This window comes from Pseudomonas sp. RIT-PI-S (assembly GCF_025642975.1).
In the GTDB taxonomy this organism is placed as follows: domain Bacteria; phylum Pseudomonadota; class Gammaproteobacteria; order Pseudomonadales; family Pseudomonadaceae; genus Aquipseudomonas.
Genome location: NZ_JANZKJ010000017.1, coordinates 1 through 14,174, shown reverse-complemented (window position 1 = coordinate 14,174; position 14,174 = coordinate 1). Strand labels below are relative to the sequence as shown.

The following is a 14,174-nucleotide window of genomic DNA, read 5'->3' as shown; positions in this document are numbered from 1 at the left end:
ACCATGCAGAACTTCAGCTTCGTGCGCGCCAGCAGCGCGGAACAGGCCGTGCGCCTGGCCACGGCGGCGCACACCGCTCAACAGGGTGCCGAGGTGCGCTTCATCGCCGGCGGCACCACCCTTACCGACCTGATGAAACTGGGCGTGGAGCACCCGCTACAGGTGATCGACATCAACCGCCTGCCGCTGGCGCAAGTCAGCGACACCGCCGACGGCGGGCTGCGGATCGGAGCCCTGGTGCGCAACAGCGACCTGGCCTGGCACCCCCGGGTGCAACAGGCTTATCCGGTGCTGTCCCAGGCGCTGCTGTCCGGCGCCTCGGCGCAGCTGCGCAATATGGCCACCACCGGCGGCAACCTGCTGCAACGCACCCGCTGCATGTACTTTCGGGACAACCTCAGCGCTTGCAACAAGCGCGAACCCGGCAGTGGCTGTGCCGCCATCGGTGGTGCCAACCGTAACCTGGCGATCCTCGGCACCAGCGAACACTGCATTGCCAGCAACCCGTCGGACATGAACGTCGCCCTTACCACCCTCGATGCCCAAGTGCAGATCCAAGGGCGCGCGGGCGAGCGCAGCGTGCCCATTGCGGACTTCTTCCTGGTGCCAGGGAACACGCCACATATCGAGAACGTGCTGCAACCCGGCGACCTGATCACCGCGGTCACCCTGCCCCCGCCCGTGGCCGGCGCGCGATCGGCGTACCTCAAGCTGCGCGATCGCGCCTCCTATGAGTTTGCCCTGGCGTCCGCTGCCGTACTGCTGCGCCTGGAAAACGGCCGAGTGGCCGAAGCGCGGGTGGCCCTGGGTGGCGTTGGCAGCAAGCCCTGGCGTGCGACCGCTGCCGAACAGGCCGTGCTGGGCCAACCGGCGAGCAGCGCGACCTGGCAGCTCGCCGCCGAGGCAGCACTGCGCGATGCCCGCCCGCAGAGCGAAAACGGCTTTAAGGTCGAGCTGGCCAAGCGCTGCGTGGCGCAGTGCCTGGCCACCGTGGCGCACACCGCGCAAACCGCATGAGCGAGGACATTGCCATGGCACAGACTTCCGTACGCTTCATCGGCCAGGGCCTGCCGCGCATCGACGGCCCAAAGAAGGTCAGCGGCCTCGCCCGCTACACCTCCGACCATCACTTCCCCGGCCTTGTGTATGCGGTGCCAGTGACCGCCACCATCGCGCGTGGGCGCCTCACCGCGCTTAACACCCACGGCGCGGAAACGGCGCCTGGAGTGATCGCGGTGTTCCACCAGGGCAACCTCGCCGGCAAGCTGTTCCGCCGTCAGCCCAACAAGGGCAAGAACGATGAGGCCCGCCCGCCGCTGTCGGACGACAAGATCAGCTATTACGGGCAATACGTCGCCCTGGTGGTGGCGCGCACCTATGAACAGGCGGTGGCCGGCGCCGCCGCGGTCAAGGCCAGCTATGCCGCCGAGCCGCCTGATGTAGGTACTCGGCTGACGGCCGAAGCGCCGGAGAAGATCGACACGCAGCGTGGCGATGTGGAGGCCGCGTTCGCCGCGGCACAGGTGACTGTCGACCAGACCTACAGCACGCCGCCGCAAACCCACAACCCGATCGAGTTGCATGCCAGCGTGGCGCTCTGGGACGGCCAGGGGTTCACCCTGTATGAGACCTCGCAAGCGGTGATGAACCATCAACTGGTCATGGCGCAGATGCTAGGCGTCAGCCTGCAACAGGTGCGGGTGATCACCGAGTACCTGGGCTCCGGTTTCGGCGGCAAGCTGTGGCCCTGGACCCACTCGCTGCTGGCGGCCGCCGCCGCGCGCGAACTGGGTAAGCCGGTGAAGCTGGTGGTGGATCGGCGCATGATGTTCCAGAGCGTGGGGCACCGTGCCAACACCCAGCAGCGCCTGCGCCTGGGCGCCAGTGCCGACGGCAAGCTGAGCTGCCTACGCCACGACTATCTGTTCCATAACGCGCGGCTGGACACCTACAAGGAAAACTGCGGCGAGGCGACCGGCTTTCTCTACAGCACACCCAACCTCAAGGCCGCCTGGTCATTGGCGCGCAGGGACGTCGCCCCGCCAACGTCAATGCGTGGCCCCGGCGCGGTGCCAGGGTTGTATGCGGTCGAGTCGGCGATGAACGAACTGGCCCTGGCGTTGAACATGGACCCATTGCAACTGCGCCTGCTCAACCAGCCGGACCACGATGAAAGCACCGGCCAGCCGTTCTCCTCGCGCCACCTGACGGAATGCCTGCAAACCGGCGCCCAGCGCTTCGGCTGGAGTGCCCGGGACCCACGCCCAGGCAGCATGCGCAATGACAGTGGAAACGTGATCGGCTGGGGCATGGCCGCCTGCTCATGGATGGCCAAGGCCCTGCCTGCCAAAGCCACCGTGCAACTGGGCGCCGATGGCCGCGCCAAGGTGCTGTGCGCTACCCAAGACATTGGCACCGGCACCTACACGGTGATCGCGCAAATGGTGGCGGAGCTGACCGGCTTGCCCATGGCCAACATCGAAGTGCTGCTGGGGGATACTCGCCTGCCGCCCGGCCCGCTGTCCGGAGGCTCCATGGCCACGGGCTCGCTGGTGCCAGCCATCCAGCAGGCCACCCGCGAGGCGATCGACGAAGCGTTGGACGCCGCGCTGCGCAGCCACCCGGCGTTCGAGGGCAAGCAGAAGGACGACCTGCAATTCGCCGACATGGCGGTGAGCCTCAAGGGCACTGCGGAGCAGGCCGTGCCCCTGCGGGCAATCCTCACGGCCGCCGGGATGGACCATGTCAGCGGCGATGGCGAAGGCAAGGGCAGTGAAGAAGCCGCCAAGAAGGTTTCGCTGCATTCCTACGGCGCGCACTTCGTAGAGGTGCTGTGGCAGCCGGAAATCGCCCGGCTTCGGGTGAACCGTATCGTCACGGTGATAGACGCCGGCACCATCCTTAACACCCGCACCGGCCGCAACCAGATCGAGGGCGCGCTGATGATGGGCGTGGGCATGGCCTTGTTCGAAGCCACGGAATACGACCAGCGCAGCGGCGCCCCGGTGAACGCCAACCTGGCCGATTACATCGTCACTACCCATGCCGATGCGCCGGAGGTGGACATCACGTTCCTCGACTACCCGGACTTCGCCCTCAACCCGCTAGGCGCCCGCGGCATCGGCGAAATCGGCCTGGCCGGCGTCGCCGCCGCCATCACCGACGCGGTGTACCACGCCACCGGTGTGCGCGTCAGGGACCTGCCCGTGCGGGTGGAGGATTTATTGGGTGCACCGCAAGTGGGGGTGTAGCGAACCGTTGGGGCAGTGAAGTGCCGGCTCTCAGCAGTGGGGCCAGGGGCGGTGATGACAGCTGTGGGACCGGGCAGGGCCCGGGAACCTCGGTGCCGGGCAGGCCGAGTACCAAGCCTTCACTTCAGTTCCCAGGCTTCGCCCGGTCCCACAGAGAAAGGCGGTGGAGGACAGCTGTGGGACCGGGCGAAGCCCGGGAACCTCGGTGCCAGGCCGGGCAAGCTCCCAAGCCTTCCTCAGTTCCCGGGCTCCGCCCAGTCCCACAAGGGAAAGCGGTGGAGAATAGCGGTGGGACCGGGCAAAGCCCGGGAACCTCGGTGCCAGGCCGGGCGATCACAACCACATGGCATCCCAAAGCGGATACAACCCTACGCTGGGCACCAACCCGGCGCGCACCGGGTTCATTATGATGTAGCGCGCCACCGACCTGAGGTCCTCCTCACGGCGTATTGCCCGGTCGTGAAAACCTTTTTGCCATAGCGCTCCTGTACGACCCAGCTGCTGATTGACGGCTTGTGCGGAGCGGGCTTTAACCCTGCGCACAACCGCCGAAAGATCGCCTTCACCTAGCTCGAATAGCCAATGCAAATGGTCGGGCATCACCACCCAGGCGATGCTTCGAGCATGCCCAGCGGCATGTTCATGGCATAACTCCCGCACCACCAGCCGGCCCGTTGCCCAATTGGCAAGCAGAGGCTGGCGCTCATTAGTGGCGGTAGTGATCACATAGGCGCGGCCCACCTCGGACCGGCGGCCAGTTCTCAGGCGTTTGCTTTGATAGATCCACATAGGAAAGCCCTCCTGGCTAAACGCCAGAAGGTACAGCGCTGTAGCTGGATCGGGCAGGTCCAGCCGTTGCCGGGTGTGTCTTCAGTTCCCGGGCTCCGCCCAGTCCCACGGGGGAAGGCGGTGATGACAGCTGTGGGACCGGGCAAGGCCCGGGAACCCGGGGTGCCAGGCTGGGCGAGCTCCCAAGCCTTCAATCCAGTTCCCGGGCTCCGCCCGGTCCCACAAAGGAAGGTGGTGATGACAGCTGTGGGACCGGGCAAGCCTGGGAACCTCGGTGCCGGGTCGGGCGAGTTACCAAGCCTTAGCCTCAGTTCCCGGGCTCCGCCCGGTCCCACGGGGAAAGGCGGTGGAGGACAGCTGTGGGACCGGGCAAAAGCCCGGGAACTCGGGGGAAGGCGGGGATGACAGCTGTGGGACCGGGCAAAAGCCCGGGAACTCGGGGTGCCAGGCTGGGCGAGCTCCCAAGCCTTCAATCCAGTTCCCGGGTCCGCCCGGTCCTACAGGGGAAGGCGGGGATGACAGCTGTGGGACCGGGCAAAGCCCGGGAACTCGGGGTGCCAGGCTGGGCGAGCTCCCAAGCCTTCAATCCAGTTCCCGGGGTGCCAGGCTGAACGGGCTTCCCAAGCCTTCACTCCAGTTCCCGGGCTCCGCCCGGTCCCACAGGGGAAGGCGGTGATGACAGCTGTGGGACCGGGCAAGGCCCGGGAACCTCGGTGCCGGGCCGGCCGAGTACCAAGCCTTCACTTCAGTTCCCGGGCTTCGCCCAGTCCCACAAAGGAAGGCGGTGATGGCAGCTGTGGGACGGGGGCAAAGTCCAAGAACTTCGGTGCCGGGCCGGGCGAGTTACCAAGCCTTCACTTCAGAACCGGGTGCTCAGGCAAATACCAGCTCGACGCCGAGCCCTTGCAACATATCCCAATACTCCGGGTAGGTCTTGGCCACGCAGGCCGGGTCCTGGATGCGGATACCGCTGACCTTCAACCCCGCCAGGGCGAAGCACATGGCCATGCGGTGGTCGGAGTGCGTGTCGATCAGCGCGCGGGTGACGGTACCGGCCAAGGCCGGGTCGGCCGCAACCAGCAGGTCGTCGCCCTCTACAGTCGCCAGCCCCGGGCAAATAGCATTGAGCCCGTCGTAGAGCGCTTGCACCCGATCACACTCTTTCACCCGCAGGTTGGCCAACTGAGTGAAGCGCACCGGGGTGTCATTGAACGCCGCCAACACCGCCAAGGTGGGGATTGCATCCTGCATCTGCGAACCGTCGATCACCGCCGCCATCTGCGGGAAGCGGGCGATCTCGGCTTGCGCCTGGGCGTCGGGCTGGGTGAAGGCGTCATTGGCCACGCCCAGGTCGATCCGCCCGGAGGTCAGCGCCTCGGCGGCCCACAGGTAGGTCGCAGCGGAGGCATCGGGCTCGATCGGGTAATCGCAGGCGCGGTAGCCAGTGGCAGCCACCCGCCAGGAGCTGTCGTCGAGGGTTTCCACCTGGGCGCCAAAGGCACGCATGCAGGCCAGGGTCAGGTCCACGTAGCCGCGCGCCCCGATGTCCTTGCCAGTCAAAGCCACCTCGATAGGCGCTTCACCCAGCGCAGCGAGCATCAGCAGGGCGGACACGTATTGGCTGGACAGGCCACCGTCGATTTCCAGGCGCGCCACCCGCAGCGGGCCGGTGCCGCGCACGGTCACGGGTGGGCAACCGGTTGGGCTGCTGGCCTCTACCCCTGCGGCGCGCAGGGCATCGAGCAGCGGGCCGATGGGGCGCTTTTGCATATAGGCGTCACCGTCGAGCACCACCTCACCCTCGACCGTAGCCACCGCCGCCGTGAGAAAACGCACCGCGGTACCGGCATTACCGAGAAACAGTGCGCCCGCGGGAGGCTGCAAACGCCCGCTGCCGGTGACCACGAAGGTGGTGGGGTCCGGTTCGTCGATGGTCACGCCCATTTGCCGCAGGGCTTGGCTCATGTGCCGGGTATCGTCGCTTTTCAGCGCGCCGGTCAGCCGGCTGGTGCCCTTGGCCAATGCGGCCAGCAACAGCGCGCGGTTGGTGATGGACTTGGACCCCGGCGGCGCCACCCGGCCCTGCAAAGGTTTGCCAGGCGGTACAACGGTGACGGTAGGCAGGCTCATGCGCTTCTCCAGGGGCGAACGGGGAAAAGCGCCGATGATGCCATAACCACCCGGCAGCTTGTAGGACCGATTCCGCCGGTGCCAGACGGTTCGGGCGCTTCGCCCGCAGCCCGAAGGGGCGCTGTGGACGCCGACGAAGCTGGCGAATGCTCCGTAATCAGCTGGACGGGCGAGGTTCGCGCGCCTTGCCTGCTCCCACCAACGCCCACAGGCGTGGACCGAACACGTTGATCAGCAACCCCACCATCACCAACGCACCGCCAACCCACTGCAACTGACCGAGGCGTTCACCCAGCAGCAGCGCCGAGGAGCTCAAACCCACCACCGGCACCAACAGCGAAAACGGCGCCACCTTGCCCGCCGGGTAACGCGAGAGCAAGGTGCTCCACAACCCATAGCCGAGCATGGTGGCGATGAACGCCAGGTAGGCCAGGCTCAACAGCGAGCTCACGTGGATATTGAGCAGCGAGTCGACGATCCGCGCTCGCCCTTCCAGCCACCAGGACAACCCCAGGAACGGCAGCGGCGGCACCATCGCGCCCCAGACCACCAGGCCCACCAGGTTCACATTGCCGAAGCGGCGGGTGATGATGTTGCCCATCGCCCACATGGACGCCGCGCACAGCGTGAGCAGCACCGCCATCAGGGGCATGGCATGGTCGCCCTCCAGGCCGATCAGCGCCAGCCCAGCGGCGGCCACCAGCAGCCCCAGCACGTTGGCCGGGCGCAGCCGCTCGCCCAGGAAGAGCGCGGCGAAAAACAGCGTGAAGAAGGCCTGGCTTTGCAGCACCAGCGAGGCCAACCCCGGCGGCATGCCGTTGGCCATGGCTTCGAACAGGAATGCGAACTGCCCCAGCGAGATAGTCGCGCCATAGGCCAACAGCCAGCGCCATGGCAGCTTGGGCCGCTTGATGAACAGCGCCGCCGGGAACGCCACCAGGGCAAAGCGCAACGCCCCGAGCAGCATTGGCGGCAAGCCATCGAGCCCAACCTTGATAACCACGAAGTTGAGGCCCCAGGCGATGATTACCACCAGCGCCAGTAAAAGATCCTTGGGTGACATTTCGATTCCTGAGCAGGCTGGCGGTTGGTCGGCGTGAAGAAACCTTTGCACTGGCGCCCGAGTCGACTGTTACAAGCGGGACGGACGGCTTTAACGAGCCGGTGCGCGGCTGATGTTACGTGCTGTGTCCCGCACCGCCAACGACTACATGGTTTTCTGTTTCGGGAGCCCCCTCGAATGACCGCTAGCCCGCCCCTTGTCGACCCACCTGCCCATTCCAACACGCCCAGCACCCATGGCCTGCATGTCATCACCCTGGTGCATGGCCGGCGGGCGCACCTGGATAATCTGATCCGCGCCCTGGAACATTCCACCCTGTTGCCGCTCGGCCTGTGGATCATCCACATGAACGAGCCGGCCGCGGGGCTGCACAGCGATCGCTTCGTGATCCATGAACAGGTGCTGGAGGATGCCCAGGGGTTGCCGCTGGCACGGGCGCGCAATGCCATTCTCACCGTTCCGGTTGGAGGGCCCTGGGTGTTCATCGACGTGGACTGCATCCCCTCCGAGCGCATGCTCGAGCATTACCAGGCCGCGTTGCAGGCACACCCGCATGACCTTCACCTAGGCGCCGTACGCTACCTGCCCGAAGGCGCCAACGCGCCGGGCTGGAACGAAGCCAGCCTGCTCGCGCAGAGCATCGCCCACCCCTTGAGCGTGTACCGGGGCGACCCCGGTGATGAGCTGGAGCATTCGCTGTTCTGGTCGCTCAACTTCGCCTGCACCCGCGAACTGTTCGAGCGCATCGGCGGCTTCGATGAGGGCTACACCGGCTACGGCGCCGAAGACACGGATTTCGCCTTCCGCGCCCAGGACCGCAAGGTCCCGCTACGGGTCACGGACGCCCTCGCCTTTCACCAGTACCACCCCACCTATAGCCCACCGCTGAACCACTTCGAAGACATCATCAGCAACGCCCGGCGCTTCCATCAGCGCTGGAAAGTCTGGCCCATGGAGGGCTGGCTGCGCAGCTTCGCCGAGCGCGGGCTGGTGCACTGGGAGGGCGAGGCACTGGAAGTGTTGCGCACACCTGGCACCGACGAAGTGCAGGCCTGCTTCAATACCGCCCGCCAGGGCTTTTGAACAAGGCTTGCGCCTGCTCCTGGATGATCGCCGCCGCCCGCGCACTGGCGGCGATGTCCGCCCACTGGCGCCAGCGGCTGCCATCGAGCGCCAGGGCGGCGTCCAGCACCGCGGGCCACTGCCAGGGCTGCGGCCAGCCCTTCAGGCCCACTGCCACCCCCATCGCTTGCAGCCGGCGGGCCTGGTGCACTTGCTCATCGAAGGGGCGCGCTTCGGCTACCGCCACGAACCGACAGCCCAACGAAGCGGCCTCGGCGACCAGGCTGTCGCTGGCGCTGCCCATCACCACTGCGGCGCGGCGCATCTCGTCCAGCGGTTCGGCCAAGTGCCCGAGCGCTACCAGGTTGGCTGGCCCGCCCTCCAAGTGCGTGGCGTCGAGCCCAGCCACCCGCAGCTGCATATCCGGGCAAGCGGCCGCCGCGGCGATGAGCAACTGCGGGGTCAACCCGCTGCCGCCTCGACCGCAGATCACCAGCACCCGGCCAGGCTCCGGCGCCGCCGGGGCCTGCTCGGCATAACGCGACAACCAACCGCTGTAATGGCTCTTGGCGCGCCACACCGGCGACAACGTCGGGTCCTCCATGTCTTCGGGATAAGGCGCCAGTAACGCGCTCGCGCTTTCATAAGCCAACTGATGGGCCGGGTCGTCGCGCTGGCCATGCTGGCGCACATAGAGCACGGGTACCGAACACAGCCGCGCGAACAGCGCCACTTCCACCGACACATCGACCACCAGCAGGCACGGCCAGTGTTCGGTGAACCACTGGGCCATGCGCGCCATGCGCAAGCGCAACCCTTCTACCCCTAACGGCGCGTAGTGCAGGCAGGCGAGTGCCCCCTCCTCTGCGCCTTCGGCGGTGTCCAGCGGCAGCGGCAGGCGCTCGATGTGAGGGGCGAGCGGCCCTTCGGGCAGGCGGCTGCCCATGAGCGTGACCGGGTAACCCAGCTGCTCGGCGATGGTCGCTGCCCGCACGCCGTGGCCGGCGCCGTGATGGTGAACGTAGTAGCCGATGTGAATTTCACGCATGGGCCGCGGCCACCTCGCCGAGCAGTCGTTCGTAGCGGGTGAGCATCAGCTCGTAGCCCCAATTGCGCTCGGCGTGGGCACGGCAGGCCTGGCGGTCCTTGTTCGCGGCCTCGCGCATGGCGGCCGCCAGCGCCCCGGTGTCGTTCGCCGGCACTACCACGCCGGTATCAGCGGTGACCAGGTCGGCGATAGCGCCGCGATCGAACCCCGCCACCGGGGTGCCGCAGGCCATGGCTTCAGCTACCACCAGGCCGAAGGGTTCGTCCCAGCAGGGGGTGACCAAGGCTACCCGGGCCTGGGCCAGTGCCTTGGCCAACTGATCGCGCGGCAGGTGCCCAAGGTGATGCACGCGGGGGCCCAGCAGCGGTTCGATATGGCTGCGGAAATAGTCATCGTCGGCCATGTTCCCGGCCAGATGGATCTCCATACCGGCCAGGCGCGCCGCCTCGATGGCCAGGTGCGCGCCTTTCTCCGGCACTAGCCGGCCGAACCACAGCGCATGGTCGCCCGGAGGCACGGACGCCGGGGCCCAGGCATCGAGGTCGATCCCATTGGGGATCACCGCGCATTCGGGGATCAGCTGGCGCCAGCTGCGCGCGTTGGCATCGGAAACCGTACAGAAGCGCCCCGCCGCGCGGCCGTTCGCGTAGGCGTTGATCAGCTCGAAGAACGGTGGGGTGTGCAGCACGGTGAGCATGGGGGTGCGCAACAGGCCCGCCATGGTAGCGGGCACGTAATGCAGGCAGTTATTGAAAATCACATCCAGGCCCAGGCTGTCGATGCGTTGCATCAGCCCCATGTAGGCGTGGTGCTCCGCCATGTAGGCGTCGTTCAGACTCAGCGGTTGGCAGCGGTGCTCGATGATCGGCACCACTTGCAACGCCTCGGCGCTGGCGTCGCGGGCGAACAGCGTGACCTCATGGCCCCGGGCACGCAGCCCAAGCACGATGTCATGGGTAAAGGCCTCCAGGCCGCCGGCGAAGGGTTGCCGGATCGGAAACTGGATGTGCGCGATCACCCCGATCCGCAGTGGCCGCGGGCGCGAGGAGGGCGAAGGGGAATGGGCGTTCGGGAAAGACGAGGGCATTGAAGTGTCCATTAGCGGCGACAACCCCCGGCGCCCCAGCTATCAACGTGGGCGCCGGGGCTGCCGGCGATGGCCGTGTCAGGCGGCCTTGGATAAGGTCCTTTGGGTGCTGCCGGGGTAGCGCTGCGGCTTTACACCAACACGCCCCCATTGCTCACGGGCTCCGGTATCACGCCGTCGGCCGTGCCCGGGGTCAGGATGATCTTGCGGCATTCCTCTTCTTTCTTGTCGAAGATCCGATACCCATCCGCGGCCTGCTCCAACGACAGGCGATGGGTCACGATGGCTTCGGGCGCCAGCTTGCCCTCTTGGATGTACCCCAGCAGTTCGGGCAGATAACGCTGCACGTGGGTTTGCCCCATGCGGAAGGTCAGGCCCTTGTCGAAGGCGTCGCCGAACAGGAAGCCATGGATGAACCCGGCATACACGCCTGGCACGCTCACCACCCCGCCGCGACGCACCGCTGCCATGCACTGGCGCAGGGCCTTGCCACTGCTGCCTTCGAGCTTGAGGGTGGTCAGCACGGTTTCGGTGGTGCTGCCCTTGGCCTCGAAGCCGACCGCATCCACCACACCATCCACGCCACGGTTGCCTGCGGTCTGGCTGATGATGGTCTGTGCAGGGTCGTCGTCTTCGTCGAAGTTGATCGGTATTACCCCATAGGCCTGTTGGGCATAGGCCAGCCGATAGGCATGATGGTCCACCATGAATATCTTCTCCGCGCCCAGCATCTTGGCGCAGGCGGCACTGAGCAGGCCCACCGGGCCGGCGCCGAAGATCGCCACGCTGGAGCCCTGGCCGATGCCAGCGTTGGTGACAGCCTGCCATGCGGTAGGAAGGATATCGCTGAGGAACAGGACTTTTTCGTCGGGCAACTCGCCTGGCACCTTGAACGGGCCCACGTTGGCATTGGGCACACGCACGTATTCGGCCTGGCCGCCCGGGATCCCGCCATAGAGATGGCTGAAACCGAACAACGCGGCCCCTGGCGGGATCGTCTTTTTGTTCATGATCGAGCCACGGCCAGTGTTGGTTTTTTCGCAGGCCGCGAACAGGTCGTGGTTGCAGAAGAAACAGCTGCCGCAGGCGATCACGAATGGCACTACGACCCGGTCGCCCTTCTGCACCGCAGTGACCGCCGGCCCGGCTTCTACCACGATGCCCATGAACTCGTGGCCGAAGATGTCGCCGTCATGGGTTTCAGGGATCTTGCCGCGATACAGGTGAAGGTCCGAGCCGCAGATAGCGGTGGCAGTCACTTGCAGGATGATGTCATCGGGTTGCTGGATAACCGGGTCTGCTACTGTCTCGACCTTGACGTTGTGGGAACCCTGGTAGGTCAGTGCGCGCATGATGGTAGGCCTCGTGGTGGTCTCTAATGCTGAGCGAGGCGGTACGGCAATGGTTCCGAAATCCGTCGCTGGCGGCGGATGAGCGGCCGCGCCCTTGGCCGTTCGAACGAAGCGCGGCGGGCAGTATCCAATGCCATACAGAACCTGCCTGGAGTTACCTATGAATACCGAACATGATCGCCAGCAACCCGATGCGCCCGTGACCGACAGCGAGGGCAAGCCGGTTGATGTGGTCGAGCGCGACATCGCAGAGCCCAACGCGCACACCGAAGACGTCGATAAGGTGATCACTCCCACCTCCATCAAACGCATGGAGCAAGACGCCGAAACCCTTGAAAATGCCGACGAGGCCGTGGAACGCCAACTGCGCCGTTGACAGCGCATCCGCCCGCTGGCGCAAGGCGCTGCCTGCGCCCGGGCTTGTAAAGTGTCCCCCCCGGCTCGCTTTGTATTACTCCCGATACACGGCTTTGACAGTGCGAATCCGCAAATCTATACCCAAGGCTCCTCATCCCTAGCAGGCAGGGTAGCCTCATGGACAATCGCAACCCTGGTCAGCACTGGCAGTCGACCACACCCCCTCATCGCCCCACCCCCTTCAAACAATCCAGCCACGCTCCGCATTGCCTCGCGGTGGCGGTGGTGCTGGCGCTCGGCACCTTGGTGGCGGAGCGCGCCGAAGCCGGCGGTAGTTGCCCCGGCACCCATACGGTGATCAACGGCGCAACCACCTCGGCGTGCACCCTGGGCAGCGCCGCGAGCGTCAACGTGACCGAGCAAGGCGCCATCGAGCCCACCAGCGGCACCGCCATCGGCGTGGTTGGCACGGCCGCGGGCCAGGTGCGCAACGCCGGAACCCTCAAAGGCAACACTGGCATTGGCCTGTCGGGCAACGACGCTGGCGGTGGCAGCCTGAGCGGCAAGCTGTACAACACCGCTACCGGCCACATCACCGCGGACTTCGGCGTCCATGTGGCCAACAGCCAGATTGCTGGCAGCGTGACCAATGCCGGATCGATCAGCTCGGGGGCGGAGGATGGCGCAGGCATGCTGTTCGAAAATGCCCGCGTCGGCGGCAACCTCAGCAACACGGGCAACATCTCGGTAGGGTTTGGCGCCCAAGGCCTGACGGTACTCGACAGCTCGCTCGACGGCGACCTGGTCAACAGTGGCGCCATCAGTGGCGGGGCCACAGGGCTGCGCGTGGCCAATGCGATCATCGACGGCTCGGTGCGCAATGCCGGTTCACTGGCGGGCGGGAGCAACCCTTTGCTGGTGACCGGGAGTTTTATCCGCGGCGATCTGGTCAACAGCGGGAGCACCGGTGGCACCGCGGCGCTGTTCGATAGCACCGTGCTCGGCCGCTTCGTCAACAGTGGCTCCATGTCCGACGGCGTCACCGCCCTGCGCATCCAGAACATGACCATCAGTGGCGGCATCGTGAACACCGGCGAGATCAATTCCGGCGAGGGCGTGTCGATCACCAACAGCCGCTTCAGCAGCCTGCACAACAGCGGCACTTTCTACGTGAGCAGCGGCAACCTGGGCCTGTCCAACAACACCATCACCGGCAGCATCGTCAACAGCGGGTGGCTCGGCTCCGGCACCGATGGCTACGGCGCCTTGGCGCTCTATGGCGGGGTGGTGGGTGGCGAGGTGAAAAACACTGGCACCCTGGACGGCGGCAACTTCGGCGTTGCCCTGCGCGGAGAGCAAGATGCCTTTGTCTTCGGCAGCATCATCAATAGCGGCAGCATGCTGGCGCAAACCGCGGTGAAACTGACCGCTACCCATATTGGCGGCAGCTTCATCAACACCGGTTCCATCGTCGGCAACCGGGACTTCATCGAGCGCCAAGGCAGCGGCGTGGTCCTGGCCCTGTCGGACATCCATGACGACTTCCTCAACCGTGGCAGCATCAGCGGCCTGACCCGCGCTGTGCAACTGAGCGAAGTGAAGATCAGCGGTAACTTCATCAACCGCGGCAGCCTGGTGGCGCCCCACGGGGCGGTGGCACTGAATAAAGCCAATGTGGTGGGTAGCTTCAGCAACTACGGGCATATCGGCACTGAGCTGACGCCCAACACCGACCCAGACGATTACGACCCCAACAGCCGTGGGCTGCAGATCAGCAGCTCCACGCTCGAAGGGCCGCTCACCAACCAAGGCAGCATCGTGGGCAGCAGCATTGGCGTGGAGGTCCTCGGCAGCACCTTGAGCCAGGGCCTGGTCAATGCCGGCCTGCTCAAGGGCGATGCCTATTCGCTCTACATCAGCCCAGGCAGCCAGGTGAATGGGCTGTATATCGCGGGCAACAACACTGCCCGCTTCGCCGGCGCCGTGTATGCGCCTGGCACCACCGCCTACCTTTACAGCAACGCCACCTACACCG

The 14,174-nt window shown here is 66.0% G+C and carries 11 protein-coding genes; 5 read left to right on the top strand and 6 right to left on the bottom strand.

The window, feature by feature from the left end; genetic code table 11:
- Positions 1-3: 3 nt before the first annotated feature.
- Positions 4-1,017, top strand: a complete 1,014-nt coding sequence (locus OGL93_RS19520) for a xanthine dehydrogenase family protein subunit M (RefSeq protein WP_263264551.1) — start codon at positions 4-6, stop codon at positions 1,015-1,017.
- A 14-nt stretch (positions 1,018-1,031) separates the two neighbouring features.
- The gene (locus OGL93_RS19515) at positions 1,032-3,251 is read left to right on the top strand and encodes a xanthine dehydrogenase family protein molybdopterin-binding subunit (protein WP_263264550.1); all 2,220 of its coding nucleotides are present in this window, start codon (positions 1,032-1,034) and stop codon (positions 3,249-3,251) included.
- 333 nt (positions 3,252-3,584) lie between these two features.
- On the opposite strand, the gene OGL93_RS19510 is transcribed toward OGL93_RS19515, so the two are convergent.
- The 3 genes from OGL93_RS19510 to OGL93_RS19500 all read right to left on the bottom strand — a co-directional run bounded on the left by OGL93_RS19510 (position 3,585) and on the right by OGL93_RS19500 (position 7,233).
- Complete coding sequence (locus OGL93_RS19510; protein WP_263264548.1) at positions 3,585-4,040, bottom strand: transposase; 456 nt, start codon at positions 4,038-4,040, stop codon at positions 3,585-3,587.
- Positions 4,041-4,913: 873 nt separating this feature from the next.
- Positions 4,914-6,170, bottom strand: coding sequence for a 3-phosphoshikimate 1-carboxyvinyltransferase (gene aroA, locus OGL93_RS19505; protein WP_263264546.1), 1,257 nt, complete (start codon positions 6,168-6,170; stop codon positions 4,914-4,916).
- A 157-nt stretch (positions 6,171-6,327) separates the two neighbouring features.
- Positions 6,328-7,233: an EamA family transporter gene (locus tag OGL93_RS19500; RefSeq protein WP_263264545.1), complete on the bottom strand. Its 906-nt coding sequence runs from the start codon at positions 7,231-7,233 to the stop codon at positions 6,328-6,330.
- Between the two features lie 177 nt (positions 7,234-7,410).
- On the opposite strand from OGL93_RS19500, the gene OGL93_RS19495 reads away from it, so the two are divergent.
- Positions 7,411-8,316, top strand: coding sequence for a glycosyltransferase family 2 protein (locus tag OGL93_RS19495; protein ID WP_263264543.1), 906 nt, complete (start codon positions 7,411-7,413; stop codon positions 8,314-8,316).
- Here OGL93_RS19495 and OGL93_RS19490 read toward each other — a convergent pair.
- The 3 genes from OGL93_RS19490 to OGL93_RS19480 all read right to left on the bottom strand — a co-directional run bounded on the left by OGL93_RS19490 (position 8,291) and on the right by OGL93_RS19480 (position 11,782).
- Positions 8,291-9,343 (bottom strand): hypothetical protein, encoded by a 1,053-nt coding sequence (locus OGL93_RS19490; protein WP_263264541.1) that lies wholly within the window; start codon positions 9,341-9,343, stop codon positions 8,291-8,293. The two genes, OGL93_RS19495 and OGL93_RS19490, sit on opposite strands and share 26 nt — an antisense overlap.
- Positions 9,336-10,430, bottom strand: coding sequence for a glycosyltransferase (locus OGL93_RS19485; RefSeq protein WP_263264536.1), 1,095 nt, complete (start codon positions 10,428-10,430; stop codon positions 9,336-9,338). The genes OGL93_RS19490 and OGL93_RS19485 overlap by 8 nt, the downstream gene beginning before the upstream one ends.
- A 131-nt stretch (positions 10,431-10,561) precedes the next feature.
- The gene (locus tag OGL93_RS19480) at positions 10,562-11,782 is read right to left on the bottom strand and encodes a zinc-dependent alcohol dehydrogenase (RefSeq protein WP_263264533.1); all 1,221 of its coding nucleotides are present in this window, start codon (positions 11,780-11,782) and stop codon (positions 10,562-10,564) included.
- Positions 11,783-11,942: 160 nt separating this feature from the next.
- Between OGL93_RS19480 and OGL93_RS19475 the strand changes: the two genes are divergently transcribed.
- Both OGL93_RS19475 and OGL93_RS19470 read left to right on the top strand, forming a co-directional pair.
- Complete coding sequence (locus tag OGL93_RS19475; protein WP_263264532.1) at positions 11,943-12,158, top strand: hypothetical protein; 216 nt, start codon at positions 11,943-11,945, stop codon at positions 12,156-12,158.
- 158 nt (positions 12,159-12,316) lie between these two features.
- The coding region (locus OGL93_RS19470) for a hypothetical protein (RefSeq protein WP_263264531.1) at positions 12,317-14,174 on the top strand (1,858 nt) is incomplete at its 3' end.